The organism is Aurantimonas marina, from assembly GCF_017183135.1.
GTDB lineage: Bacteria > Pseudomonadota > Alphaproteobacteria > Rhizobiales > Rhizobiaceae > Aurantimonas > Aurantimonas marina.
Window position 1 is genome coordinate 13,108 of record NZ_JADDXW010000012.1, and the last position, 26,501, is coordinate 39,608.

The window sequence follows — 26,501 nt, forward strand, 5'->3', positions numbered from 1 at the left end:
TCGGGCCTTCCGCCGGAAACCCCGCCCACCTCTAGAAGAAAATCGCCGACGCGCCAATTGCTGCAGCGCAAAAACCGCCGCGCAGCGGATCGCTCTTGTTACAGGTGGGACTTGATCACCGCCGCCATCTCATCGGGTCCGAGGGCGCCGGCGTATTTGTCGCCGTTGACGAAAAACGTCGGCGTAGCGTTCACGCCAAACTCGTTCTGGCCGCGCTCCTGCGTTTCCACGACCTTCTGCTGCAAGCCCTTGTCATTGAGACACGAGGTGAAGTCCTCCTGGCTCATTCCGGCCAGCTTGGCGAATTTGAGCAGCGCGGCAGAAGCGTTCTCGGCCCTCACCCATTCTTCCTGCTGTCCCAGAAGAACGTCGATCATCGCCGTGCGCTTGGCGTCGTCGCCTGTGCAGCGGGCGAGCATGGCGCCCGCCAGCGCGCGGGGGTCGAACGGGAATTCGCGGATGATCAGCTTGGCCTTGCCGGTGTCGATGAAATCCTTCTTGATCTGCGGATAGGAATTCACGTGAAAATTGGCGCAGTGGCCGCAGGTCATCGACGCGTATTCGACGATGGTGACCGGCGCGTTGACATCGCCGATGACGATGTCGGGAAGCGGCCCCTCGGCCATCAGTTTGGAAACGTCGACGGAGCCCGATGCAGCCGGCGCCTCGACCGCCGGGGGCGTGGCGGGGACGGTTTCCGCCTGCGCGATCCGGATTTCCGTGATCGGTTCGGAGGCGCCGGCCGCATGCGCCAATCCACCGGTGTTCGCCAAAAGCGCGACACCGGCGAGAAGCGGGGCGGCTTTGAAAGCCGGGAGGCGGCGGGAAGCGGCGAAATACATACTCATCATCGATCGGAACCTTTGATAATTGGGTTGCATCAGTCTCTGCGATCTACGGAAGAATTGTGACTTTTCCAATGAACTCTTCATGAACGGGCGGTGTGGCTTCCGGAAGACCCATCATCCATCCTTGCGGCGTAACGCCGATTCGGCGAAGGCCCGCAAGGCATCGCGAAGCTTCGGATTCTCGATGCGCGCGACCATGTCGTCGATGCGGCTGATATCGTCGGGGCCGAGTTCACGGAGCTTGGGCTTACGGTTCGGGCGGACCTGATGGACGGCTTTTTGCACTATCTTGATGCGCTCGACCGCCGCGAAACCGAAAAACGCGTTCACCCGCGAGATCAATTCGCTGGTCTGGTGCTGCAGACGCAGGGCCGCAGCCGCCTCGCAGGCGACTACGAGCGTTGCCGGTTCGAAGGCGTCGGTATCGGATCGCCGGGCTGGCCAGACCAGCTTTTCCGGTCGCGTCATGTCCTGCAGGCGGGGCCCGGCGATCTCGGACCAGGCGGCCACGAGGCCGCTCGTCATCCCTGCCTTGCGCCTGAGGATCGGGTCCATCAGGCCGCCGATGAGATCGGCCACCGGAATCGCCGAAGGCGCCCGGCGCCGCTTCATCCTCCAGCCCCTGCGTGGCTGCTCCGATACCGCGCCCGGAAAGCGTCCCGGCGGATCGCGACAAGGATGAGGGTCATGAAGGAAAAGATCGACAGGATCATCCATTCATTCAAGAGGACACCGTGGAACGAACCGAAGGTGACGACCAGAAAGACGAAGGCATAGGAGGTCTCCGGCACGAGATGGCCGGGCGAACATCGCGTGACGCGCACGAGAAAGACCGCGAAGATCGACATCAGCAGCGCCAGCCCGACGAGACCGTTGGACGCCGCCTCGTCGACGAACAGGTTGTGCAAATGCGTGAAGGAGGCGACGACGGCTGCGTTCGTGGGCGAAACCGCTGCGGCAACCGCATCCATTCTTTCCATTCCGCCGACCCCCGCGACCGGGTTCTCGGAAATCACTCGGAGGGCCCCCATCCACATGACCATGCGGATATCCATCGATCCGAAAGCGGCGCCCGAGGCATTCATCTGCTCCAGTTCCACCATTCCAGCGCTGATGCGTTGGCTGACAATCGAACCTGCGGGGAACGCCGCCACAATCAGGACAGCGGCGGTCGGAAGCGCCAGCGAACGCAGACGAAACGGAGCCTTCCGCCAGTGCCGAATCAATTCCAGTCCGTCGAACAGCGCAACCAGGACGTAGACAAACCACGCCGCCCGGGTGCCCGATAGGAGCACCGGCACGAAGGAGAGGTAGAACCAGAGTCTGCTGTTGGGAAGAAGATAGACTGGGTGTCGGGCGTCCAGCCGCGCGGCAAGACCGGCCGCCGCCGCCAGAAACGCGAGGATCGCGGCGTTGCCGCCGAGATCGAACCGGCCAGTGATCATCGGGTCGAAGGGAAGCAAAGCCAGGACCCCCAGGATGGCCGCGCGCGAGCCGAGAATCAACGCGTCCAACGGTTCGCGCACCAGGCTGACCGAGAGCGGCAGAAAGGCGAAGCCGAGCATGATCAGGCTGTAGGAGAACATGCGGTTACCGTTAACGGGTTCGTTACGGAACACCATGAGCCCGATCGACCAACTCGCATAGGCAATGATCGCGGCGCAAAAGGCCGTGTCGGCATAACGCCAGGTCCGATGCCGGGCAAACGCCAGGTTCGCCCCGATCAGGCCGAAGAAGAGAAACGTGCCCTTGGCGATGGGATTGCCGATCGCCAGCAAGGCGATCGCCAGGGCCAGGAGCGGCGCATCGAAGGACCGTCGCGCCAGGAGCCATCGCTTGATCATCGAATGCGCCGCGTCACAAGGCCAGAGCGCGCCCGTCTCACCGCTTCCGCGGTCCGAAAGAGCAAGGTGGTCAAACGCCGCCAAGGCGCCAGCCGCATCGCCGCGTATTTCTTGCGTCCGCCGATCAAGCTCCGCTCGGTAAGCGGATTGCCGGCCACCAGATCCGGTTCGACGTGGCGAACCCTGACGCCGAGCGCCCAGCCGCGTTCCAGTGCCACATCATAGGGAAGCCGCATCGGAACGAGTCGCTGCCGCAGCGCCTTCGCACCCTGCCGATTGACCAAGTAGGCGGCCGAACTGCCGGTCGGGCCGAACAGCGACGTCCCCAACCGGCAGCCGCCGCCGATCGAACGATGGGCGCGAAACGCCGGCAGGCGATGGTGCATCAGTTTAACGACGTCCCAGTCATCCACGGCGACGATCCGATCGAGCGCCGGCAGGAGCGCGGGCGTCAGCCGCACATCGTCCTCGAAGATCACCGCCATGTCGGCGTCGCTGGCCAGGAAGGCATCGAAGACGTCGATATGGCTTTGATAGCAGCCATATTCGCCGTCCATCGGGATCTTTCCGTGGAGTCGGCGAAACCCCCTCTCGTCGAGGATGTCGCGCGCCTGAGAGGGCACGGTCTTCCCATCGACCGCCTTCACCCTTATCAGGTCGATGCCGATCGCGGCGGCGTCGGCACCGATCGCCGCAAGGCGCTCCGGAGACCGATCCAGATTGATGACGTAGTAATTGATCTTCAAGACAATACTTTCGCGGGCGGGCCGCCAGTCCCCGTTTCGGGTGTCGATTGCGCGAACATCAGGCAATGTCAAGGCAAGCTCAGTTGATGCTCCAGCCAGAACAGCAACCCCATTCGGACGGTCCCGTCCCCTCGATCGCCGGGCTGCTTCTAGCCTGGTACGACCGTCACGCCCGCGAATTGCCGTGGCGCGTTTCGCCGGAGAAACGAGCCGCGGGAATAAGCCCGGAGCCCTATCGCGTCTGGCTTTCCGAGATCATGCTGCAGCAAACCACGGTCGCGGCGGTGACATCCTATTTCGCCCGCTTTGTCAATCGCTGGCCGACGATTGAGGACCTCGCCGCCGCCCCGGAAACGGACGTGCTCGGCGAGTGGGCGGGCCTCGGCTATTATGCCCGTGCCCGCAACCTTCACGCCTGCGCCAAGACTGTCACCGAAGCCTTCGCCGGCGGCTTTCCCAGCAGCGCGGCCGAACTCAAAACGCTCCCCGGTATCGGAGACTACACCTCCGCCGCGATCGCGGCGATCGCCTTCGACGAGCCGGCGGCCGTGGTCGACGGCAATGTCGAACGGGTCGTCACGCGGCTGTTTGCGATCGAGGCGCCCCTGCCCGGAGCGAGGAAGACGATTCGCCGCCACGTCGCGGAGCTGACGCCGGATCGGCGTCCCGGCGATTTCGCGCAAGCCATGATGGATCTCGGCGCGACCGTCTGCACGCCGACGGGTCCCGCCTGTATTCTTTGCCCGCTTCGCGTCCATTGCCGGGCGGCGGCCGAAGGCCGCGCGGAGCAGTTTCCAATCAAGAAACCCAAAGCGGCCACGCCGGAGCGCAAGGGCGCCGCCTTCGTTGCGGTGCGGCCGGCGGACGGCGCTGTCTGGCTGCGCCGACGCGCCCGTAGCGGCATGCTTGGCGGCATGAGCGAACCGCCGACGACCAATTGGAACGCCCGCGCCGATGGAGCGACGGGGGCCGAGGCCGCGCCGTTTGCAGCGAAGTGGGAGTTCCAGGGCACGATCGCCCACGCCTTCACGCATTTCCGGCTGGAACTGGAAGTCTACCGGGCCGAACTGACGCAGGATCCGCCGATCGCCGGATGGTGGTCGAACGAGGCCGCGCAGGGCAGCGAGGCACTGCCCACGCTGATGCGCAAGGTGCTCGTGCGGGCACTTTCCGATGTGACCGCCCCGAAACCGTCAAGAAAGCGAACCGGATGAGCGTCACGCATGTGGTTTTCGATATCGGCAAGGTGCTGATCCACTACGATCCGCACATTCCGTTTCGCCAGATCATCCCCGACGACGGCCGCCGGGCGTTCTTCTTGAGGGAGGTCTGCTCGCATGAATGGAACCTGGAACAGGATCGCGGCCGGCCGTGGCCGGAGGCAGAAGCCGAAGCGATCGGGCGTCATCCCGAGATGGCTGAGGAGATTTGCGCCTTTCGCCGCAGCTGGCACCGGATGGTGCCGCATGCCTATGAGGGCAGCGTGGCAATCCTGCGCGGCCTGATCGCGGCCGGCACGGACGTCACCCTCCTGACCAATTTCGCCTCGGATACGTTCCGCGAGGCGCAGGCGAAATTCCCGTTCCTGACGGAAACGCGTGGCGTCACCGTCTCGGGCGACATCGCGCTGATCAAGCCCGGCCGCGCGATCTACGATCACCACGCGGCACGCTTCGACCTCGACCCGGCGAGAACGGTCCTCATCGACGACAGCGCGCCGAATGTCGACGGCGCCCGCCAGGCTGGCTGGCAGGCGATCCACTTCACACATTGCGAGCGGCTCCGCCAGAAGCTCGCCAACCTCGGTCTGCCGGTCCCTTCGGGGTCAGCCACGGCGGACTAAGAGGCTCACACTCCGACGGCGCCGAGTCCGTCGCGAATGCGCTGTCGCAACGCGTCGATCGGGGTCAGCGATTCGCCCGAACGCACATGCCAGAACGTCCAGCCATTGCAGGCATCGAGGCCTTGAACCTTCGCCCCGATCCGGTGGATCGACGCGGCGTCCTCGCCGATGGCGATGGTTCCGTCGGCGCGAACCCGCGCCGTCCAGCGGCCTTTCGAGTCGGTGAGTTCGGTGCCCGGCGCTACAAGGCCGGCCTCGAGAAGGCTGGCGAACGGAATCCGCGGCTCGGCCCGTTTGGAGGTCGCCATCTTGAGCGCCGAATCGTCCAGCGGCTCGACTGCGGCGATCCGGGCTTCGGCCGCCTCGATATAGGCGTCCTCGCGTTCGATGCCGACGAAATGACGCCCCAGCCGCTTTGCGACCGCGCCGGTCGTGCCGGTTCCGAAGAACGGATCAAGGACGACGTCGCCGGGCTTCGTCGAGGCGAGAATGACCCGCGCCAGCAGCGCCTCGGGCTTTTGCGTCGGATGGGCCTTGCGTCCCGCCTCGTCCTTCAGCCGCTCGGCCCCCGAGCAGATCGGAAACAGCCAGTCGGAGCGCATCTGCACGTCGTCGTTGGACGCCTTCAGGGCGTCATAGTTGAAAGTGTAGCCCTTCGCATCCGCGTCGCGGGACGCCCAGATCATCGTCTCGTGGGCGTTCTGGAAACGCCGGCCGCGGAAATTCGGCATCGGGTTGGTCTTGCGCCACACCACGTCATTAAGCATCCAGTAGCCGAGGTCCTGCATCGAGGCGCCGACGCGAAAGATGTTGTGGTAGGAGCCAATCACCCAGATCGTCCCGTTCGGCTTCAGTACCCGGCGCGCCGCGAGCAGCCAGGCCCGCGTGAAGGCGTCGTAGGCCTGGAAGCTCTCGAACTGGTCCCACGCATCGTCGACCGCGTCGACCTTCGACTGGTCGGGGCGATGCAGGTCGCCGCCCAATTGCAGATTGTAGGGAGGATCGGCGAAGATGACGTCGATCGAATTCGCCGGCAGCGCCTCCATCCGAGCGACGCAATGCCCCCGGTGGATTCGATCGAGCCAGTCGGGCTGCTCGGATCGCACAGTCGCCAAGGACGGGAAACGCTTGCTAATCATCTTCACCACCGGTTACGCAAAAACACCAAACCGACGACATGGTTACCGAACGACGTAAACAATCGATGAAATCCGGACTTTGTCGTTTCCGGCGGCCCGTGGTATCGGAGCCGGCGCTTGCCGGTCGGCGGCCCCGATTACGGTTTCCGGGACCAGGCGCGTGACTCAACCATCAGAACCACCCGACACGCCGGAGCCTTTCATGTCCGAACCTTTGTTGGTGATCTTCGACTGCGACGGTGTGCTAGTCGATTCGGAGATCATCGCCGCCGCGGTTCAGACCGAAATGCTGGCCGAACACGGCATCGAGGTCGACGCCGCGGAATTCGCCACACGCTATGCTGGACTCACCTGGCCGCTGGTCATGGAGCGTCTGACCGCCGAGACCGGCACCCGTTTTCCGGACGATTTTTCCGCCCGCATCGATGCCGAAATCGATCGGCGGCTCGGCAGCGACGTCGAGGAGATCGCCGGGGCGCGGACCGCGCTCGATTTCATTGCGCTGCCCCGTTGCATCTGTTCGAACTCGTCATCGCAGCGGCTGGAGCTGGAACTCGAGCATGTCGGCCTGTGGGACTATTTCCATCCGCACATCTTCAGCGCGCCGGAAGTGGGAACCCAGAAGGTCAAGCCGGCGCCGGACGTCTTTCTGTATGCCTGCGAGGCGTTCGGGGTGGCCCCACGCACGGCAATCGTCATCGAGGATTCCGTCCATGGCGTCGCTGCGGCAAGCACCGCCGGCTGCCGCGTGGTCGGCTTCACCGGCGGGCGCCACACCCATCTCGGCCACGCCGAATCCTTGAGCGAATCCGGCGCAGAGACGGTGATCAGCCGGCTGGCGGATTTCCCCGCCGTCGTCACCGCCTTTGCGAGCTGGCAGGACGCCTGATCGGCGTCGCCGGCTTGTCGCCCTATCGGGCCCCTTCGTCGTAGCCCGCATAGACCACCACGGCCCGCGCCGAGGCCGGATCGATCGCGATGGCCTCGTCGACATAGACGAATGTCTGCGCGCCCGCGTTCCGGGTGACCGGCACGCTGGTCTGGCCGAGCTGGGAATAGATCACATCCTCGCCGTTGAGGATCGCGATCCGGATCGGCAGCGACACGGTCCGGTTCGTCGCCGCGGGTCCGGGCATCACCCTTCCGGCGATGCCGATCTTCATTCGCAACTTTCCATCAACGATCCGGCAATCGCGGGTCGCTTCTGTCACTGACGCCACATAGTCGATGTCGTCGCCGGCCTTCTTAGTGAGAATGGCGGTGCCCTCGCGCAAGTTCACATTCGGACAATATCGCGCCTCGGTCCCCTGCGCGTCGGCTGTGGACGCCGGCGGTGCCGCGTTGCTCGCGAGATCGGCGCCGGAATTCGTCGAGGAGCAGGCCGCAAGCAGCGCCAGCGCGCCGCCGAATGCCAGACCCCTTGCAGCGATCACCATATGCATCAGTCGGTTCTTCCCTTATTGTGGCCTGCCGTTCTATATCAGCCCGTGAACGGATAGGCGACTGATCGAAGTCATGCCAGACGGGCGACCGGCAAACTGGTCGGCCAGATCACGGGCGGCTCCGATCCGAAGCGAAGTGGAGACGATGTGCAATATGTGAGTTCGCGGGGCGAGGCGCCGGTGCTCGGCTTCGCCGACGCCCTGCTGGCAGGTCTCGCGAGCGATGGTGGGCTCTATGTGCCCGAGACCTGGCCGGTCCTGTCCGCCGACACCATTCGCGGTTTCGCCGGACGTCCCTATGCAGAAGTGGCCTTCGACATTCTCGCCCCGTTCGTGGGCGACGATATCGCAGCCGCGGACCTGAAGCGGATGGTGGAAGACGCCTATGCGACCTTCCCGCATCCAGCGGTCGCCCCCCTCGTCCAGATCGGCCCCTCGCACTTCGTTCTGGAGCTGTTCCATGGACCGACATTGGCCTTCAAGGACGTCGCGATGCAGCTCATCGCGCGCCTGATGGACCATGTCCTCGGCCAGCGGAAGCGGCGCGCCAGCATCGTCGGTGCGACCTCGGGCGACACCGGAGGCGCGGCAATCGCGGCCTTCGCCGCAAGCCAGCGGACCGACATCTTCATCCTGTTCCCGCATGGGCGCGTCTCGCCGGTGCAGCAGCGCCAGATGACCACTTCCGGGGCCGACAACGTCCATGCCGTCGCTATCGATGGAACCTTCGACGACTGCCAGGCCCTGATCAAGGCGATGTTCAACGACCGCCGGTTCCGCGAGACGGTCGCGCTTTCGGGCGTCAACTCGATCAACTGGGGCCGGATCATGGCCCAGATCGTTTATTATTTCACCGCCGCGGCCAGCCTTGGCGCGCCGGACCGAGCTGTTTCCTTCACCGTTCCGACGGGTAATTTCGGCGACATCTTCGCCGGTTACGGCGCCAAGCGCATGGGCCTGCCGGTCGAGCGGCTGGTGATCGCCACCAATGAGAACGACATCCTGGTTCGCACGCTCGATCGCGGACGCTACGAGACCACCGGCGTCCACGCCACCATGTCGCCGTCGATGGACATCCAGGTCTCATCCAATTTCGAACGCCTGATCTTCGAGGCGAGCGGACGTGATGGCGAGATGGTACGGCGGCTGATGCAGCAACTGTCCCAATCCGGTAGCTTTACCCTTCGCGAACCGGTTCTGGCCGCGATCCGCGCGGAATTCGACGCCGGGACGACCGACGAACCGGCGACCGCCGAAACGATCGCGCGGATGCTGACGACGACGGCCTACCTCATCGACCCGCATACCGCCGTCGCTGTCGCGGTCGCGGAAAGCCGCCTCGGCCGCGAGCCGATGATCACGCTCGGCACAGCTCATCCGGCGAAATTTCCGGCCGCGATCAAGAAGGCGACGGGGATTTCGCCGGCGCTGCCGCCGAGCCACGCCGACCTCATGCAAAAGCGCGAGACGCTGGACCGGTTGCCGAACGAAATCGGCGCGGTCCAAGACTATATTCTCGCGCGATCGCGCGCCGTCAGTCAGGGAGCCGAAGCATGAGCGTCGACATCACGAAGCTCTCGAACGGTCTGACCATCGCCACCGAGACCATGCCGCATCTGGAGAGCGCCTGCCTGGGAATCTGGGTGAAGGCCGGCGCCCGCGACGAGGCGCCCGAGGAGCATGGCATCGCCCATTTGCTCGAGCACATGGCCTTCAAGGGCACGAATCGCCGCAACGCCCGCCAGATCGCCGAGCAAATCGAGGACGTCGGCGGCGAGATCAACGCGGCAACCAGTTCCGAGACGACTTCCTACTACGCGCGTGTCCTGAAAAACGACGTGCCGCTGGCGCTCGACATTCTGACCGACATCCTGATCGACTCACGCTTCGACGAACAGGAGCTCGAACGCGAGCAACAGGTGATCCTGCAGGAAATCGGCGCGGCCGAGGACACGCCGGACGACATCGTCTTCGATCATTTCCAGGAAGCGGCCTATCGCGGCCAGATCGTCGGCAGGCCGATCCTCGGCACGCGGCAGACGGTCAAATCCTTCGACCCGGGCAACCTGCGGACCTATCTGGCGCGGCACTATTCGCCCGACCGGATGATCGTTTCGGCGGCGGGCGCCGTCTCCCACCAGGCGATCGTGGACCAGGTGCAGGCCGCGTTCGGATCGAGCGTGGCGTCGCCCTTGCCGCTGCGCTCGGAGCCGCGCACGCCGGCCGCCTATACCGGCGGCGAGTTCCGTCAGGAACGCGACCTGATGGACGCCCAGATGGTTCTTGGATTCGAGGGGCGCCCCTATTACGCTCGCGATTTCTACGCCTCGCAGGTGCTGTCGCTGATTCTCGGGGGCGGGATGTCGTCACGGCTGTTCCAGGAAGTGCGCGAGCGGCGGGGCCTTTGCTACGCCATCTACGCCTTCCACTGGAGCTTTTCCGATTCCGGCATCTTCGGCGTCCATGCCGCGACGGGCGAGGCGGAACTCGCCGAACTCGCGCCGGTGATCGTCGACGAACTTGTCAATGCGGCAGCCGGGATCACCGAGGTGGAGGTCACGCGCGCCCGCGCGCAAATGCGATCCAGCCTGTTGATGTCGCAGGAGAGCCCCGCCTCCCGGGCCGCGCAGATCGCTCGCCAGCTTCTGTTCAACGGTTCGACGATCGCCAATGAGGAACTGATCGGACGTCTCGACGCGATCACGGCGCCGCGCCTGTCCGACCTCGCCGAGCGGTTATTCATGGGCCAGCCCCCGACGCTCGCCGCCATCGGCCCGGTATCGCGCCTGCCAGATACCGCCGAGATCGTCGCCCGCCTCGATAGCGGGGCGGGATCCGAGGCCAGGGTCGCCGCAGGTCACTGACGCGGGCGATGAGCATTCTCGACCATCTGACTGGACCGCAGCTTCCGAGCCTGGAAGGCGACGGGATCTTGCTGCGCATGCCCCGGCGCGGCGACTACGCGGCCTGGCGAGCGCTAAGAGGCGACAGTCGCGAGTTCCTGAAGCCGTGGGAGCCGTTATGGACGGCAGATGAGTTGTCGTGGGAGGCCTATCGCCTGCGTATTCGCCGCTACAATCAGGACGCGCGCGAAAACACCAGCTTCACCTTCTTTCTGTTCGACGCGGAAGGCCGAACGCTGTACGGCGGCACAACCATCGGCCAGATCCGGCGGGGGGTCGCCCAATCCGGCACATTGGGCTACTGGATGGGCGAGCGCTATGCCGGCTCCGGGCTGATGCCACGGGCGGTCGATCTCATGAAGCTGTTCGCCTTCGACGTGCAGGGGCTGCATCGTATCGAGGCAGCATGCCTGCCGTCCAACACCCGATCGATAAGGTTGTTGGAAAAATGCGGTTTCACACGCGAGGGTCATCTGCGAAACTATCTCAAAATCGCCGGGCGGTGGGAGGATCATTATCTTTACGCGCTGCTCGCCGAAGAATGGTCGCGATCGAGGTCCAGGGAACGGCTCTGTGCCCTCCCCGCGGAGTGATCGCGGCATGGCTGTGACGCAGAGACGCAAGAAGGCTTCGCGAACGGCTATGCGATCCACACTCCCGTCCGGGAAACTGATTCTCGCGCTCATCGCGCTCGTCCTGGCGTCTTTCGTCACCGCGGCACCGTCGCGGGCGTTGGAGCCCGTCAGCATTTCGCGGGACGACACCGCCATCGACCTGAAACCCGCCGTTGACATCCATCGCGGCCAGGGACGCAGCTTCCAGGTCGCCACCGTTCCCGGCGCCGACGGGATCGTGCGACGGATCGAGATCGAGGCGAATTCACCCGACGCCTCGGGCAATTGGGCGGTCTTTGCTCTCGCCAACAACACCGACGAGCAGATCGACCGCCTCGTCGTCGCGCCGCATTTCCGTCTCGTCGGATCGGGTATCGTCTGGCCGGATCTCGGCTCCCAGCGTATCGCCTCGATCACGCCCTCCCAGGGCTTCGCGCTCGAACGCCAACCCAGCTCGGACGCCGACGTCTTTCTGGTGACGCTCGATCCGGGCGCGATCGTCACCTTTGTCGCCGAACTGACGGCCTACAACCTCCCGGATATCCGGCTTTGGGAGCCGAACGCCTACAAGGACACGATCAACGCCTTTACCCTGTACCGCGGCATCGTCCTCGGCATTTCCGGCCTGCTGGCGGTGTTCCTGACCATCCTGTTCGTGGTCAAGGGCTCGGCGATGTTTCCCGCGACGGCCGCGCTCGCCTGGGCCGTGCTCGCCTATATCTGCATCGACTTCGATTTCTGGCAGAAACTCGTGCCGATCCTGCCGGGACAGGAACGAATGTGGCGCGCCGGAACGGAGGTGGCGCTCGCCTTCACGCTGGTCGTCTTTCTCTACGCCTACCTCAATCTCAACCGCTGGCACGGCCTATTGTCGATCTTTACCGTGCTGTGGCTCGCAGCGCTCGGAACGCTGGGCGCCGTGGCCGCCTTCGATCCGGTGATCGCCTCGGGAATCGCCCGCCTCTCGCTTGCCGCCACCGCGGTCGTCGGGCTTGGGCTGATCGCGACGTTCGCCGCCCAGGGCTTCGACCGGGCAATCATGCTGATCCCGACCTGGTGTCTCATCCTGCTGTGGCTCGTCGCCGGGTGGATGACGACAACCGGCCGCATCGACAACGACATCATCCAGCCGGCGCTCGGCGGCGGTCTGGTGCTGATCGTGCTCCTCATCGGCTTCACGGTGATGCAGCATGCCTTCGCCGGCGGTGGCTTCGCGCAGGGACTTTTGTCGGACATGGAGCGGCGCTCGCTGGCGCTGGCGGGCACCGGGGACGCGATCTTCGATTGGGACGTCAGCCGCGACCGCATCTTCGCCGGCGCCGACGGCGACGCTCTCGCCGGCATGCCGGTCGCATCGATGAACGGTCCGGCGCGGGACTGGCTGCCGATCCTCCACCCCGACGACCGCGATCGCTTCAGGCTGACTTTGGACACGATCCTGGAACATCGCCGCGGGCGCATCTCGCAGGAATTCCGTTTGCGCGACGAAGACGGGCATTATCACTGGATGGCGCTGCGCGCCCGCCCGGTCCTCGGCAGCGATGGCGAGGTTGCGCGCTGCGTCGGGACGCTGAAGGATGTGACCGAGCGCAAGAAGGCTGAGGAGCGGCTGCTGCACGATGCGCTGCACGACCAGTTGACCGGACTGCCCAACCGCGAGCTGTTCATGGACCGGCTGGATGCCATTGGCGTCCTTGCGGCGACCCGGTCCGACGTCCATCCGACGATCTTCGTGATCGATCTCGATCGCTTCAAGCAGGTCAACGACGATTTCGGCATCGCCACCGGCGATACCATCCTGCTCACCCTGGGGCGCCGGCTGAAGCGCCTGTTGAAGCCCGAGGATTCGCTCGCCCGCCTCGGCAGCGACCAGTTCGGGCTGATCCTGTTGTCGCAAACCGAGGTCGGGGCCGTCGCGGCCTTCGCCGAGACACTGCGCGACGGCATCAAGGCGCCGATCACCTTCGCCAACCGGGAAATCGTACTGACCGGCGCGATCGGTCTGACCGGCTGGACGGAATCGTCCAGCCCGGACGAGGTGCTCAAGGAGGCGGAACTCGCCATGTACGAGGCGAAGCGGTCCGGCGGCGACCGCATCGAGCCGTTCCGACCCTCCTACCGGAGCGCCGGCTATGGCCGCCTGCAGGTGGAATCGGACCTGCGCCGCGCCTTCGAGCGCAACGAGCTGTCGCTTGCGTTCCAGCCGATCATCCGGCTCGACGGCGAGGAAACCGCCGGTTTCGAAGCGCTGCTGCGCTGGGAGCACCCGCGGCGCGGCGCGATCTCGCCGACCGAGTTCGTGCCGATCGCCGAGAGCACGGGCCTGATCGTCCAGCTCGGCCAGTTCGCCCTCGAGGAAGCTGCCCGGCGACTGAGCGACTGGCACCGGATGACGGGAAACCAGAAGCTGTTCATGTCCGTGAACATCTCCAGCCGGCAGTTGATCCGTCAGGACCTGATCGCCGACGTCAAAACGGTTCTGGAGCGTTACCGCCTGCCGCAGGGGAGCCTCAAGCTGGAACTCACCGAATCGATCGTGATGGACAATCCCGAGCGCTCGGCGCAACTGCTGACGCGGCTGCGCGGCCTCGGCGTCGGGCTTTCGCTGGACGATTTCGGCACCGGCTACTCCTCCCTCGCCTATCTGATGGGCTTTCCCTTCGACACGCTAAAGATCGACCAGTCGTTCCTGAAGAACAACAGCCAGCCGCAACGCCCGATCATCCTGCACTCGATCGTCACGATGGCCCACGATCTCGGCTTGCAGGTGGTCGCGGAAGGCGTCGAGACCGACGCCGACGTCGTCCTGCTGCGTCAGCTGAATTGCGAATACGCCCAGAGCTTCATGTTCTCGCAGCCGCTGTCGGCCGAGCAGGCACGCAAGGCGCTGAACGATCAAATGGCCGGATTGAAGCGGGCTAGTTGATGCTGTAACGCGCTGGCGCAACCAGCGCGGATCGCCAAAAGCGCGAAGCGATTGTTGTTCGATGCCTTAGGCGTGGCCGGCATCGCTGGCCAGGAACGCCGCGTCGATCCCCAGCAAGGCAAGGGCGCGGCCATATTTTTGGTCGAGCTGATTATCGAAGACGATGCCGAGATCGGCCTTGCAGGTCAGCCAGCCATTCGCCGCGATTTCGTTCTCCAATTGCCCCGGCGCCCAGCCGGCATAGCCGAGCGCCATGATCGCGGTGCGGGGACCGATGCCTTGCGAAATCGCCTTGAGGATATCGAGCGTGGGGGTCAGCGAAATCCGATCGTCCACCGGCACGGTCGAGTCGGAATCGTAATCGTCCGAGTGAAGCACGAAGCCCCGGCCCTTTTCCACCGGACCACCCATGCAGACCGACACTTCCAGTCCCTTCTCCGGCAGGTGGATGTCTGTCTCGCTGGCCACGATGCCGAGTTGGGTCAAAAGAGCGGGAAAACTGACCGGCTGCGGCTTATTGATGATGAAGCCCATCGCCCCGTTCGCCGAATGGGCGCAGAGATAAATCACGCTGCGCACGAAGCGTTCGTCCTCCATGCCCGGCATGGCGATGAGAAAATGCCCCTCGAGCGTGGTATCGACGCTGTCGTGTCCGATGTCGTGATCCATGTTCATACCAACCACATATTGTGCCCGGATGTGGGCCTGAAGACTCTCACCATTCGGACGATTAGACCAGAGCAAGCGGGCCACGCCTATGGGTGAAAATTATGCCTTCTCGTTATTTTGAATGGCGGGCGGACGGCCATACGGTCTAGTGAGGCTTGACGGTGGTCGTCTTCGCCCGATTTCGTCCACCGCGCGATGGGAGTGGATCATGAGACGGACCAGCCTGATGGCGCACGGCGTTGCCGCCGTGCTTGGCCTCGCTCTTCTGGCCGGCGAAGCTCACGCCGCGAGTGATGGCGCGACGCTGGCAACCGATCAGGTGACGATTAGGTTGACGCGCGAGACCGCCATGCCGGACGGCACGGTGCGCGGCGCGCTGGTCGTCGATCTCGCGCCGGGCTGGAAGACATACTGGATCGACCCCGGCGCCTCCGGAATCCCTCCCACGATCGACTTTTCAAGGACCCGTGGACTCGGCGGCGCTACGCTTCGCTTCCCCGCCCCACATCGCCTCGGTGAGGATTTCAGCCGCGCCAACGGTTACAAGCAGCCGATCTCGATCGCCTTCGAACTCGCACCGAAGCCGCAAGCGGCGATCGGACCGGTCGAAGCGCAGATCCTGCTCGGCGTCTGCGCCGAAATCTGTATCCCGGTACAGGCGAACCTCACCGGCGGGAGCGACGCGGCCGTCGACGCGCCCGTCGTCGCAGCGGCCTTCTCGGCGCTGCCGGACCGCTCGGGCGACATCGGTCGGATCCGATCGGCGGTCGCCGACGGCACGGGTGACTGGCTGACGATCACCGCCGAATACGCCGGGGCAGCCGAAGCGCCGGATCTTTTCGTGCGGGGGCCGGAAGGCTGGTATTTCGGTGAACCGGCCGCCCCGACCAGTCAAGCGGACGACCTCGTCTTCAGGGTCGAGGTTGTGGATCGGCCGCCTGGCGCCGAAGGCGCGCCGGAGACGATCGACGTCGTCTTCACCGATGGTCCACGCGCCTTCGAGGCCAACGACATTGTGGTTCTGGACAATCCTTCGCAGGGCTGACAGGCTCGACAAAAAGGCTGGGTGCCCCACATCCGGCATCGCTGGCGCTTGGCCAGGATCAAGCCGCTTGGCGGCGCAGAGAGGGACGAAATATGGCTATCGGCGTAGGCGACAAGCTTCCGAACGCGACATTGAAGACCAAGGTGCCGGACGGGCCCGCTGATCTGTCCACCGACGAGATCTTCGCCGGCAAGAAGGTCGTGCTCTTCGCCGTGCCCGGCGCCTTCACGCCGACCTGCTCGATGAACCATCTGCCCGGCTTCCTGACCCACAATGACGAGATCCGCGCCAAGGGCGTCGATACCATCGCCGTCGTGGCGGTCAACGACGTGTTCGTCATGAGCGCCTGGGAAAAGGCCAATGACGCGGCCGGCAAGATCCTGTTCCTGTCGGATGGAAACGGCGAATTCACCAAGGCCGTCGGCCTCGACGTCGACCTGTCGGTGGCGGGCCTCGGCGTGCGGTCGAAGCGCTATTCGATGATCGTCGAGGACGGCGTCGTCAAAGCCCTGAATGTCGAGGAATCGCCGGGTCAGGCGGACAAATCGTCGGCCGAGGCACTGCTCGAGCAGCTGTAAGCCACTCCGGCAAACGCTTGAAGAGGGTCCGCCCGGACGTTACCTCGCGGGCCGTCTTCCCCTCTTGAACGGCTCCATGCCCGCCCGCGCCAATTCATCCGCACGCTCGTTGAGTTCATTGCCGTCATGGCCGCGAACCCAGTGGAACGTGACCTCGTGGCGACCCTTCTCCGCTTCGAGCCGCTGCCACAGCTCGGCATTCTTCACCGGCTTCTTGTCGGCGGTCTTCCAGCCATTGCGCTTCCAGCCGTGAATCCATTTGGTGATGCCGTCGCGCATATAGGTGGAGTCGGAGTACAGATCGACGGCGCAGGGTCGCTTCAAAGCGGCCAGCGCCTCGATCACGGCCGTGAGCTCCATGCGGTTGTTGGTGGTCAGTTCCTCGCCACCCTTCAACTCCTTGGCCGCGCCGTTGAAGCGCAGGATCGCGCCCCAGCCGCCCGGCCCCGGATTGCCCGAACAGGCGCCGTCGGTATGGACCTCGACCCGGTTCGTCCCGCTCATGCCTTCATCCGTTCCGTATCGAACCCGTAACCCGAAGCGCTGTCGACCGAGCGGTGGAAGCGCAGCTTGCGCAAATATTCCTTCGGGTCCTTCTTGGTCACGAAGGAGCCCTCCGGCGTGTTCAGCCAGTCGTAGAGCCGCGTCAGCAGGAAGCGCAGCGACGCGCCGCGGCAAAGGACGGGAAGCACTGCCAGCTCCTCGTCCAGCAACGGCCTGACCGCGGCATATCCCTCGAGCAGCGCCCTGCCCTTGGTCACGTTGAAGCTTGCATCCGACTCGAAGCACCAGGCGCATAGCCCGATCGCCAAATCGTAGGCCAGGAGGTCATCGCAGGCGAAATAGAAGTCGATCAGGCCGGACAACTCACCGGAGAGGAAGAAGACGTTGTCGGGGAAGAGATCGGCGTGGATGATCCCGCGCGGGATATCCGCCGGCCAGTTCGCTTCCAGGAACGCCAGCTCCGCCGCGATTTCCTCCGAAAGGCCCGGCTCCACCTCGTCGGCGCGGCCATCGCAACTCGCAAACAGCGGCCGCCAATCGGCGAGTGCCAGGCCGTTTGCCCGATGCAGCGGGAAATCGACAGCTTCGGCGTGCATGCGCGCCATGGCGCCGCCGACGGCCCGGCAATGGTCCGATGAGGGCCTGCGGGTCCACATGCCTTCCAGAAAGGTGAAGATCGCCGCCGGGCGGCCGGAGAGTTCTCCGAGCGACTCGCCGGCGCGCGTGTGGACCGGCAGGGGGCAGGACAGCCCACGGTCGGCCAGATGCTCCATCAGACCGACGAAGAACGGCAGGTCGTGGCGGTTCACCCGCTTTTCGTAGAGCGTCAGGATGAAGGTCCCGCCGCCGGTGCGCAGCAGAAAGTTCGAATTTTCGACGCCCTCGGCGATGCCCTTGTAGCTCAGCAGCGGGCCGAGGTCGTAGTCGGCGAGAAACGCCGTCAGCTGCGATTCCGAAACGTCCGTATAGACCGCCACGCTCAGACCTGACCGTTCACAAAGGCCATGTCCGCAGCCGTCAGCGGCGTCTGGCGAAGGCTGCGCATGACCGGGAAGTTCTCGGTCTCCTCCGCCGTCCGCACCAGTTCGATGGCGACCTCGAACCGCTCGCGGAAGGCAGCGACGATGGCGTCGATGAGGATTTCCGGCGCCGAGGCCCCGGCCGACATCGCGATGATGCCATCGGGAACGACCGCGTCCCAGGGAATGTCCGCCACGCCCTCCACGAGAACGCCCTCGGCCGCGCCGAAGCGCTCCGCCACTTCGACCAGCCGGCGCGAATTCGACGAGTTCGGCGCACCGACGACGAGGAAGACGTCGGCGCCGGGGGCGGCGGCCTTCACCGCCTCCTGCCGGTTGGTCGTGGCATAGCAGATCGATTCCGACGAGGGCGCGTGCAGCGCCGGAAACTTCGCCTTCAGCGCTTCCACGATGCCGATCGTGTCGTCCACAGACAGCGTCGTCTGGGTGACGAAGCCGAGGGCCGAAGGATCGCTCGGAACATAGGCGGCGACATCGGCCTCGGTCTCGATCAGGGTCACGGCGCCCTCGGGCAACTGGCCCATGGTGCCCACGACCTCCGGATGACCGCGATGACCGATCAAAAGGACATGGCGACCGAGCCGCATGTGCCGCATCGCCTGCTTGTGGACTTTGGACACCAGCGGGCATGTGGCGTCGAGATAAAGCATCTCACGCGCCTCGGCCGCCGCCGGAACCGATTTCGGCACGCCATGCGCCGAAAAGACGACCGGCTGGCCGTCGTCGGGAATATCGTCGAGTTCCTTGACGAAGACCGCGCCCATGTTGCGCAAACCTTCGACGACATAGCGGTTGTGGACGATCTCATGGCGGACATAGACCGGCGCGCCGTATTTCTTCAGCGCCAGAACGACGATCTGGATCGCCCGGTCGACGCCGGCGCAAAAGCCGCGCGGCTCGCACATGCGGATCGTCAGTTTCGGCTTTGCGGCGGGGACGGGCAAGAATGGCTCCGGGGTTGGCGGAATGGATCGGTTGGGGGGCCGAATGAAGGGATCAGTCCGGGATGTGTCAAGTCTCGCCGTCCCTACAGCATGATGCAGGAGATCGGAATCCGTTTTCGGAGCACCGCTTCGCGGGACCTGATAGGCCGCTCCATAGCGCCACGGGCGTTAAGGCTAACGACATCTAAAGCTTGGCGGGGCCGTCCTTCGAATTTACTCAGGATACCGAATGAATTCGGGAGAGGTCCGATGCTCGAGCAAAGACGCAATCGCCGACGCCGGGTCTGCCTGGCCGGCGCGGTGACCTGCGGCCCCGAAAGCGCGATCCTGCCTGTCCGGATCAAGAACCTGTCCGATCATGGCGCCGAAATCGTCGCTGCGGGTGGACACATTCCCTCGCGCGATGTCGAGTTTTCCGTTCAGCGGGATGACGCGCGGATCAGATCGGCCAAGGTCGTCTGGCGCCGAATGCGGCATTTCGGCCTCGAATTCAGCGACGGTCGCGACGACCGGGGCGATACGGACGCCACGGTCCGGCGGCTCCTCTCAAATCTCGGCAGGGCCGATTCGACACGCGGCGACTGAACAGTTCAGCCCGAGGCGCCGGTGGCCGCCCGAGCCGCTCGCCGATCCCGCACCACGAGCAGGACCGTCATGATGGCGAGCACCAAGGCCAGCCCGTACCATGTAATGGCGTATTGCAGATGGCTGTTCGCGATCTCGATGACAGTGGTCCCACCGACAGGCCAACCGCCGGGCGCGCGCCCCGGCCCTGCATCGACGAAAAATGGCAGCAGCCGCGCGTCGCTCGTCAGCGTCAGGCCGGCGGCCATCGCATCGAGATCGCGCCAATAAAAGATCTTCTTGGCCGTATCGTTGTCGGGCACGAAATAACCTGACTTCCGGGGTGGCGCGTTCCTTGCCAGACCCGTGATCGTCACGCGTCCCTCGACCTGCCCCTTCGCCCGTGTCGCCGGGTCGCGCATCTCGTAGGGCACAAAGCCGCGATTGACGAAGAGGACGTCGCCACCGGCGGTAACGAACGGTGTGTAGACGTTCCAGCCGGCCTGGCCCTCGAAGGTCGACAGGAAGTAGCGCTCGCCATCGTGGAGGAAGCGGCCCTCGGCGGTAACTGGCGTGTAGTCGACGTCGCCGGTTTCGGCAAAGCGGGCGACAAGCGTGTCGAGGTCGATGGGATCGGCATCGGTCCGTTGCTCGATCCGCGAAACGAGGCCTTCCTTCCAATGAAGCCGCTCGACCTGCCAGGTGCCAAGCACGACGAGGATGGCCACGCCGACGAGGCAACCAGCCAGCGCCAGCCAAAAGCGTCCGCGGGACATGCGGCCTGGCGCGTCCTTGGCGGTGGGGCTCACGGGAGCGACTTCATCGGTCACGGTCGAGGCTTCCTTCCGAAGCCTGGTGCTTGTATTGCAGCGCGATCATCAGTCCCTTGAGACTGCGGAGCAGCGGCAGGCTCAAAATCAGTGTCAGCGGCAACCAGAGCAGGAAATGCACCCACAAGGGAGGGCCGACCGCGACTTCCAGCCAGAGGGCCAGCCCGACGACGACAAAGCCGATGATCAGGATGACGAACACCGCAGGACCGTCGCCGCTATCGATGAAGGCGTAATCGAGATCGCAGTTGGAACAGCGCGGCGCGATGGTCAAAAAGCCCGAAAACAATCGCCCCTCGCCGCAGCGGGGACAGCGGCCTCGCAATCCAGCCCTGGCCGGCTCGGCCAGCGTATGCGGCGCCCTGTCCTCGCCCATCGGTTCATCTCCTGAAAAGGCAAGAGGCGGTCGCTCACGCGCCGCCTCCTCCACAACTCCATAACATCGCCTCCGGCCGGCTGATAACCGCCTTAGCCCTCGGCGATCGGCGCGCCCCAACTACCCCAGATATAGACGGCGAAGAACAGGAACAGCCAGACGACGTCGACGAAGTGCCAGTACCAGGCAGCCGCCTCGAAGCCGAAATGCTTCTGTGGAGTGAACTGCCCCTTCATCGCCCTGATCAGGCAGACGGTGAGGAAGATCGTCCCGATGATGACGTGGAAACCGTGGAAACCGGTCGCCATGAAGAAAGTCGAACCGTAGATCGACCCGGCAAAGGCGAAGGGCGCGTGGGCGTATTCATAGAACTGGACGTAAGAGAAGATCACACCGAGGATGATGGTCAGCGCCAATCCCCAGATCAGACCCTTGCGGTCATTGTGCAAGAGCGCGTGGTGAGCCCAGGTGACCGTGGTGCCCGACAAAAGCAGCGTGATGGTGTTGAAGAGCGGCAGGTGCAGCGGATCGAGCACGTCGATGCCGACAGGCGGCCATTGCCCGCCCAGCGCTTCGGCGCGCAGCGGCTGCACGGCTTCGCCGGGAAAAAGGCTGGCGTCGAAGAACGCCCAGAACCAGGCGGCGAAGAACATCACCTCGGAGGCGATGAACATGATCATGCCGTAGCGCAGATGCAGCGACACAACCCGCGTATGGGCGCCCTCGCGGCCTTCCTTGATGGTATCCGACCACCAGGCGAACATCACGTAGAGGACGATGGCGAGACCGAGGAAGAACAGCCACGGACCGGCCATGTCGATGCCGAACACCACAAATTGGTTGCCGGAGAAGTCACGCATGTAGCCGACGAGGCCGAACAACATGATGAACGCGCCGATGGAGCCGATGAACGGCCACGGGCTCGGATCGATGATATGGTAGTCGTGATGCTTGGCGTGCGTGTCTGCCATTACGGGTCCCCGGTCTGATCCTCTATGCCCGCGATCTGCCTATCGGAGATCGCGAGCCAATTCCAGCTTCACTCTTGCCTGTGGCACGCGTCCGATATCCCGGCAGCCCACGCTCTCACAGCTTGTTTATCGTATCCTCGCCTGCGCCCATCTCCGGCGCCGCCGCAACCGACTCATCGGCATCGTCCACCTTGAAGAACGTGTAGGACAGGGTGATGCCCGGCGCATTCTTCAATTCGTCCGCTTCCAGCATGTCCGGATCGACGTAAAAGACGATCGGCATATCCAACTCTTCACCCGGCTGCAGCGTCTGGTTGTCGAAGCAGAAGCAGGCGATCTTGTTGAAATAGACGCCGGCGGCATTGGGCGTGACGTTGAAGGTCGCCTGCCCGGTGACCGCCTTGTCCGAATTGTTCTTCACCCGATAAGACACTTCCCGCGTCTCGCCGAGCTTGACCGTAACCTGCCGATCATTCGGCTGAAACGCCCAAGGCAGGTCACCGGACACGTTGCCATCGAAGCGCACAATCACGGTGCGATCGATGACGCGACTGGAGCCGGTCTCCGCCCGCTGGGTCGTGCCACCGTAACCCGTGACCTGACAGAACAGCTGATAAAGTGGCACCGAAGCGTAGGCCGCGCCGATCATGCCGACGGCAAAGGCCGCGCAGGAAACGGCGATGACGATGCCCTTGCGCCCGGCCGTGCGGGTTTGCGGCCTCGTAGGATTGTGCTCGCCGCCGCTCATGACGCCATCTTCGCGATCGAGACGAAATAGAAGATGACGACGAGCGTCACGAGGACGACGCCGATCGCGATCGAACGGTGCCGCCGCGCCCGCTGCTCCGCATCGGTGAGCCTTACGCGATCCTCTTCCACATCAGGCTCCGATCACGGTCGGCATAGGCCCCAAAAGGGCCTCCGCGAGGAGAATCACGAACAAGCCGAACAGATAGAGGATGGAAAAGGCAAACAGCCGCTTGGCAGGGATCATCTTCGGATCACCGTCGGCCATACGCAACGTGGCATAGGCATGACGGAGAAAGTTCGCGCCAAGAAGGATGGACGCAATGCCATAGACCGGTCCGGCGAAGCCCAAAAGCCAAGGCGCGACACCAACCGGCACAAGCACCAGCGAGTAGAGGAAAATCTGGATACGCGTCGTGCGTTCGCCGGCGACATTCGGCAACATCGGCACGCCGGCGTTGTCGTAGTCTTTCAGCTTGAACAGCGCCAGCGCCCAGAAATGCGGCGGCGTCCAAAGAAAGATGATCAAAAAGAGAACAATGCTCTCGATCGCGACGCCGCCGGTAACAGCGGCCCAGCCAATCATCGGCGGAAACGCGCCGGCGGCGCCGCCAATGACGATGTTCTGCGGCGTCGAGCGCTTCAGCCACATCGTATAGATGACGGCGTAAAAGAAAATCGTGAAGCCGAGCAGCCCGGCCGCGAACCAGTTCGAGGCAAGGCCAAGCAACGATACTGCGAGCAGGGTCAGCCCGAGTCCGAAGGCGAGCGCCGTCTCCGGCTCGACCCGCCCGGCCGGGATCGGCCGCTTCGCCGTCCGTGTCATCACGCCGTCGATGTCGGCATCGTACCACATGTTGAGCGCACCCGAGGCGCCCGCGCCGATCGCGATCGACAGGATCGAGATGACCGCCAGCGTGGGATGCACGGAACCCGGGGCCAGAGCCAGTCCGGTGATCGCAGTAAGCACCACCAGCGACATCACCCGGGGCTTGAGAAGCGCCAGGAAGTCGCGCGGCTCGGCAAGGCTCACGCCGCTGGAGCGGATTTCGCTATTGGTGGGGCCGAGAAGCGTCAAGTCGAACCTCGAACTCGTCCATTTGACCGGTTTCCCGGTCGTGCTGGGCGACTTCCCGGCAGGGAAGAACCCGAATTGGCGCGCCCGGTCCGAAGACCGTAGCGCATTTACCCTGTGACGTCAGCCGGCGCGTCTCACTTCACGCGCGGCAGCTCTTCCCATTGGTGGTAGGGTGGCGGCGAGGACAACTGCCATTCGAGCGACGTCGCACCCGCACCCCAAGGATTGGGCCCGGCGACCCGCTTTTTCGCGAAGGCTTCCCAGATCCCGTAGAGGAATATCAGAACGCCCACGGCCGAGATGTAGGAGCCCATCGACGACACGAAGTTCCAGCCCGCGAACGCCTCCGGATAGTCGACGTAACGGCGTGGCATGCCGGCAGCGCCAAGGAAATGCTGCGGGAAGAACAGGATGTTCACGCCGATAAAGGTCGTCCAGAAGTGAATCTTGCCCACCGTCTCGTTGTACATGTAGCCCGTCATTTTCGGGAACCAGTAGTACCAGGCTCCGAAGATGGCGAAGACCGCGCCGAGCGACAGCACGTAATGGAAGTGAGCGACGACGTAATAGGTGTCGTGTAGCACGCGGTCCAGGCCGGCATTGGCCAGTTTGACGCCGGTGACGCCGCCGACTGTGAACAGGAAGATGAATCCAAGGGCCCACAACATCGGTGTCTTGAACGACAGCGAGCCGCCCCACATAGTTGCGATCCAGGAGAAGATCTTGATGCCTGTGGGCACCGCGATGACCATGGTGGCGAAGACGAAATAGCGCTGCGTGTTGAGCGAGATGCCCGTCGTGTACATGTGGTGCGCCCACACGACGAAGCCGACGACGCCAATCGCGACCATGGCGTAGGCCATCCCCAGATAGCCGAACACCGGCTTCTTCGAGAAGGTCGAGATGATGTGGCTGATGATACCGAAGGCCGGCAGGATCAGGATATAGACCTCCGGGTGACCGAAGAACCAGAACAGATGCTGGAACAGGATCGGGTCGCCGCCACCGGCCGGTGCGAAGAAAGTCGTGCCGAAGTTGCGGTCGGTGAGCAGCATGGTGATGCCACCTGCGAGAACCGGCAGCGACAACAGCAGCAGGAAAGCTGTGACCAGAACCGACCAGGCAAATAGCGGCATCTTGTGCAGGGTCATGCCCGGCGCCCGCATGTTCAGGATGGTGGTGATGAAGTTGATAGCGCCGAGGATCGACGACGCGCCGGCGATGTGCAGCGAGAAGATCGCGAGGTCCACTGCGGGGCCGGGATGGCCCGAGGTCGACAGCGGCGGATACAATGTCCAGCCTGTGCCGGCGCCGTTCGAGCCCGGGGCACCCTCGACGAACATCGACAGGATCAGCAGCGGGAAGGAAACGGCAAGCAGCCAGAACGAGATGTTGTTCAGCCGCGGAAAGGCCATGTCCGGCGCGCCGATCATGATCGGCACCATCCAGTTGGCAAAGCCGCCGATCAAGGCCGGCATGACCATGAAGAAGATCATGATCAGGCCGTGCCCGGTTGTGAATACGTTATAAAGCTGCGGATCGCCGAAGATCTGCAAGCCGGGCTCCTGGAGCTCCATACGCATCGCGACCGAGAGGCCACCGCCGATGATGCCCGCGCAGATCGCGAAGATCAGGTAGAGCGTCCCGATGTCCTTGTGGTTCGTCGAATAGACCCATCGCGTCCAGCCGGACGGCTTGTGAGCGTCATGGGCGTCGTGGGTGGCGCCGTAGGCCATTGTCGATCTCCCTCAAACCCTGTTGATGTTCAGCGGCCGGCAACGGCAATGCCGGCCGCGGAGTCGAGCTCTGCGGTCAGTTGCGCGTTGGCATTTTCCAGATCCTGCGAGGCAGCGGCGTACCAGTTGGCAAACTGCTCCTTCGAAACGACCCGAATAGCGATCGGCATGTTGTAGTGAGCCTGGCCACACAGCTCCGAGCACTGGCCATAGAAGATGCCTTCCCGCCGCGCCTCGAACCAGGATTCATTGATGCGGCCCGGCACAGCATCGACCTTGACTCCCATGGACGGCATCGCAAAGGCGTGAATAACGTCAGCGGAGGTCGACAGCAGGCGAATCACCGTATCCACGGGAACGACCATTTCGTTGTCGACTGCCAGGAGATGGGGATAGGCCCCCTTGTCCTGCTTGCCGAAGCCGTCACGATCCTCTTCGAGCAGCGGATAGGATTCGAAGGAAACCGGCTCCGCCTGCGCCTCAGAGGACGCTTCTGCCGGCTGGTATTCGTAGCCCCAATACCACTGGTAGCCGGTTGCCTTGACGGTCAGCTCCGGCTCGCTTGGCGGATTGTACTGCGCGGTCAGAAGCTGGAAGGACGGGATCGCCAGGAACAGGAGGATGATCACCGGCGCCACGGTCCAGACGACCTCGATCAGCGTATTGTGGCTGGTACGCGATGCGACCCGATTGCGGCTCTCGCGGAAGCGGTAGATGCACCACCCCAAAAGCAGCGCGACGATGATGGTGATCGGGATGACGAAGGCCAGAGCGTACCAGTTGAACCAGCGAATCTGCTCCTGGATCGGAGACATGGCCTCCTGGAGCGTCACCTGCCACGGATGCGGCTGCCCCGGAAGGAAGGCCGCCTCCTGCGCAAAGGCAGCTCCGGTCGTCGCTATAAACGCCGTCGCCGCAAAGATCGATCGTCTCACTCGCATTGTCTCCCTGTCGCGCTCGCGTCAGTTTCCAGTCCCGAACTGGATACTGCCTGGATCCGGCTGACGCCAGCACCCAAAACATACGATAATCCGAATATGTCCGGTAGCCCAGTGCTTCAAACCACGAAACCCGCTTTTCCGCAACATCTTAGAACGGCCGCCCGCTTGCGACA

Annotated in this window: 28 protein-coding genes; 10 read left to right on the forward strand and 18 right to left on the reverse strand. The window is 64.0% G+C overall.

The annotated features are described in order from the left end of the window. Positions 1-98: 98 nt before the first annotated feature. The 4 genes from ING15_RS13775 to ING15_RS13790 all read right to left on the reverse strand — a co-directional run bounded on the left by ING15_RS13775 (position 99) and on the right by ING15_RS13790 (position 3,438). Positions 99-848 carry a DsbA family protein gene (locus tag ING15_RS13775; protein WP_332873829.1) on the reverse strand — a complete coding sequence of 250 codons (750 nt, stop codon included), beginning with the start codon at positions 846-848 and terminating at the stop codon, positions 99-101. Between the two features lie 114 nt (positions 849-962). Continuing rightward, the gene (locus tag ING15_RS13780; protein WP_332873830.1) at positions 963-1,427 is read right to left on the reverse strand and encodes a DUF721 domain-containing protein; all 465 of its coding nucleotides are present in this window, start codon (positions 1,425-1,427) and stop codon (positions 963-965) included. 29 nt (positions 1,428-1,456) lie between these two features. Further along, positions 1,457-2,692, reverse strand: a complete 1,236-nt coding sequence (locus ING15_RS13785) for an O-antigen ligase family protein (protein ID WP_206455410.1) — start codon at positions 2,690-2,692, stop codon at positions 1,457-1,459. Continuing rightward, on the reverse strand, positions 2,689-3,438 hold the full coding sequence (locus ING15_RS13790) for a glycosyltransferase family 25 protein (RefSeq protein WP_206455411.1): 750 nt from the start codon (positions 3,436-3,438) through the stop codon (positions 2,689-2,691). The genes ING15_RS13785 and ING15_RS13790 overlap by 4 nt, the downstream gene beginning before the upstream one ends. Positions 3,439-3,524: 86 nt before the next feature. Between ING15_RS13790 and mutY the strand changes: the two genes are divergently transcribed. Together mutY and ING15_RS13800 are read left to right on the forward strand one after the other, a co-directional pair. After that, positions 3,525-4,652 (forward strand): A/G-specific adenine glycosylase, encoded by a 1,128-nt coding sequence (mutY, locus tag ING15_RS13795; protein WP_206455412.1) that lies wholly within the window; start codon positions 3,525-3,527, stop codon positions 4,650-4,652. Next, positions 4,649-5,281: an HAD family hydrolase gene (locus tag ING15_RS13800; protein ID WP_206455413.1), complete on the forward strand. Its 633-nt coding sequence runs from the start codon at positions 4,649-4,651 to the stop codon at positions 5,279-5,281. The genes mutY and ING15_RS13800 overlap by 4 nt, the downstream gene beginning before the upstream one ends. A 5-nt stretch (positions 5,282-5,286) precedes the next feature. Here ING15_RS13800 and ING15_RS13805 read toward each other — a convergent pair whose 3' ends face one another. Continuing rightward, positions 5,287-6,420 carry a site-specific DNA-methyltransferase gene (locus ING15_RS13805; RefSeq protein WP_206455414.1) on the reverse strand — a complete coding sequence of 378 codons (1,134 nt, stop codon included), beginning with the start codon at positions 6,418-6,420 and terminating at the stop codon, positions 5,287-5,289. A gap of 202 nt (positions 6,421-6,622) precedes the next feature. On the opposite strand from ING15_RS13805, the gene ING15_RS13810 reads away from it, so the two are divergent. Continuing rightward, entirely contained in the window at positions 6,623-7,309 is a 687-nt protein-coding gene (locus tag ING15_RS13810) for an HAD family hydrolase (RefSeq protein WP_206455415.1), read from the forward strand. A gap of 22 nt (positions 7,310-7,331) precedes the next feature. Here the strand turns inward: ING15_RS13810 and ING15_RS13815 are convergent, their stop codons facing one another. Further along, on the reverse strand, positions 7,332-7,862 hold the full coding sequence (locus ING15_RS13815) for a hypothetical protein (RefSeq protein ID WP_206455416.1): 531 nt from the start codon (positions 7,860-7,862) through the stop codon (positions 7,332-7,334). Between the two features lie 147 nt (positions 7,863-8,009). On the opposite strand from ING15_RS13815, the gene thrC reads away from it, so the two are divergent. Genes thrC through ING15_RS13835 form a run of 4 tightly spaced genes read left to right on the forward strand, consistent with a single transcriptional unit; the run spans position 8,010 to position 14,305 of the window. Continuing rightward, positions 8,010-9,419, forward strand: coding sequence for a threonine synthase (thrC, locus tag ING15_RS13820; RefSeq protein ID WP_206455417.1), 1,410 nt, complete (start codon positions 8,010-8,012; stop codon positions 9,417-9,419). Then, positions 9,416-10,726: a M16 family metallopeptidase gene (locus ING15_RS13825; RefSeq protein WP_206455418.1), complete on the forward strand. Its 1,311-nt coding sequence runs from the start codon at positions 9,416-9,418 to the stop codon at positions 10,724-10,726. The genes thrC and ING15_RS13825 overlap by 4 nt, the downstream gene beginning before the upstream one ends. Before the next feature lie 8 nt (positions 10,727-10,734). Further along, a complete protein-coding gene (locus tag ING15_RS13830) occupies positions 10,735-11,358 on the forward strand; it encodes a GNAT family N-acetyltransferase (RefSeq protein WP_206455419.1) in 624 nt (207 codons plus the stop codon). Between the two features lie 49 nt (positions 11,359-11,407). Further along, positions 11,408-14,305, forward strand: coding sequence for an EAL domain-containing protein (locus ING15_RS13835; protein ID WP_206455420.1), 2,898 nt, complete (start codon positions 11,408-11,410; stop codon positions 14,303-14,305). 66 nt (positions 14,306-14,371) lie between these two features. Here the strand turns inward: ING15_RS13835 and ING15_RS13840 are convergent, their stop codons facing one another. Further along, entirely contained in the window at positions 14,372-14,974 is a 603-nt protein-coding gene (locus ING15_RS13840) for a YqgE/AlgH family protein (protein WP_408628698.1), read from the reverse strand. 208 nt (positions 14,975-15,182) lie between these two features. On the opposite strand from ING15_RS13840, the gene ING15_RS13845 reads away from it, so the two are divergent. After that, positions 15,183-16,019 (forward strand): protein-disulfide reductase DsbD domain-containing protein, encoded by an 837-nt coding sequence (locus ING15_RS13845; protein WP_206455422.1) that lies wholly within the window; start codon positions 15,183-15,185, stop codon positions 16,017-16,019. 92 nt (positions 16,020-16,111) lie between these two features. Continuing rightward, positions 16,112-16,597 carry a peroxiredoxin gene (locus ING15_RS13850; protein ID WP_206455423.1) on the forward strand — a complete coding sequence of 162 codons (486 nt, stop codon included), beginning with the start codon at positions 16,112-16,114 and terminating at the stop codon, positions 16,595-16,597. A gap of 39 nt (positions 16,598-16,636) precedes the next feature. On the opposite strand, the gene rnhA is transcribed toward ING15_RS13850, so the two are convergent. The 3 genes from rnhA to ispH are packed head-to-tail and all read right to left on the reverse strand — an operon-like array spanning position 16,637 to position 19,046. Continuing rightward, positions 16,637-17,101: a ribonuclease HI gene (gene rnhA / locus ING15_RS13855; protein ID WP_206455424.1), complete on the reverse strand. Its 465-nt coding sequence runs from the start codon at positions 17,099-17,101 to the stop codon at positions 16,637-16,639. Next, positions 17,098-18,078 (reverse strand): homoserine kinase, encoded by a 981-nt coding sequence (locus ING15_RS13860; protein WP_206455425.1) that lies wholly within the window; start codon positions 18,076-18,078, stop codon positions 17,098-17,100. Before ING15_RS13860 ends, rnhA begins: the two co-directional genes overlap by 4 nt. Positions 18,079-18,080: 2 nt before the next feature. Beyond that, entirely contained in the window at positions 18,081-19,046 is a 966-nt protein-coding gene (ispH, locus tag ING15_RS13865) for a 4-hydroxy-3-methylbut-2-enyl diphosphate reductase (RefSeq protein WP_206455512.1), read from the reverse strand. Between the two features lie 288 nt (positions 19,047-19,334). Between ispH and ING15_RS13870 the strand changes: the two genes are divergently transcribed. Then, on the forward strand, positions 19,335-19,670 hold the full coding sequence (locus tag ING15_RS13870) for a PilZ domain-containing protein (RefSeq protein ID WP_206455426.1): 336 nt from the start codon (positions 19,335-19,337) through the stop codon (positions 19,668-19,670). A gap of 5 nt (positions 19,671-19,675) precedes the next feature. On the opposite strand, the gene ING15_RS13875 is transcribed toward ING15_RS13870, so the two are convergent. From ING15_RS13875 to coxB, 8 genes are all read right to left on the reverse strand, one after another. Continuing rightward, the gene (locus ING15_RS13875) at positions 19,676-20,458 is read right to left on the reverse strand and encodes an SURF1 family protein (RefSeq protein ID WP_456298356.1); all 783 of its coding nucleotides are present in this window, start codon (positions 20,456-20,458) and stop codon (positions 19,676-19,678) included. Between the two features lie 10 nt (positions 20,459-20,468). Continuing rightward, positions 20,469-20,855, reverse strand: coding sequence for a DUF983 domain-containing protein (locus tag ING15_RS13880; RefSeq protein WP_206455427.1), 387 nt, complete (start codon positions 20,853-20,855; stop codon positions 20,469-20,471). Positions 20,856-20,947: 92 nt separating this feature from the next. Further along, complete coding sequence (locus ING15_RS13885) at positions 20,948-21,826, reverse strand: cytochrome c oxidase subunit 3 (protein ID WP_206455428.1); 879 nt, start codon at positions 21,824-21,826, stop codon at positions 20,948-20,950. A gap of 115 nt (positions 21,827-21,941) precedes the next feature. After that, the gene (locus ING15_RS13890) at positions 21,942-22,574 is read right to left on the reverse strand and encodes a cytochrome c oxidase assembly protein (protein ID WP_206455429.1); all 633 of its coding nucleotides are present in this window, start codon (positions 22,572-22,574) and stop codon (positions 21,942-21,944) included. Further along, positions 22,571-22,705 (reverse strand): protoheme IX farnesyltransferase, encoded by a 135-nt coding sequence (locus ING15_RS13895; RefSeq protein ID WP_206455430.1) that lies wholly within the window; start codon positions 22,703-22,705, stop codon positions 22,571-22,573. The genes ING15_RS13890 and ING15_RS13895 overlap by 4 nt, the downstream gene beginning before the upstream one ends. 1 nt (position 22,706) lies before the next feature. Continuing rightward, positions 22,707-23,651, reverse strand: a complete 945-nt coding sequence (locus tag ING15_RS13900; protein ID WP_206455431.1) for a heme o synthase — start codon at positions 23,649-23,651, stop codon at positions 22,707-22,709. Positions 23,652-23,785: 134 nt separating this feature from the next. Then, on the reverse strand, positions 23,786-25,387 hold the full coding sequence (gene ctaD, locus ING15_RS13905) for a cytochrome c oxidase subunit I (protein ID WP_206455432.1): 1,602 nt from the start codon (positions 25,385-25,387) through the stop codon (positions 23,786-23,788). A 29-nt stretch (positions 25,388-25,416) separates the two neighbouring features. Then, positions 25,417-26,328: a cytochrome c oxidase subunit II gene (gene coxB, locus ING15_RS13910; protein ID WP_206455433.1), complete on the reverse strand. Its 912-nt coding sequence runs from the start codon at positions 26,326-26,328 to the stop codon at positions 25,417-25,419. Between the last annotated feature and the right edge of the window lie 173 nt (positions 26,329-26,501).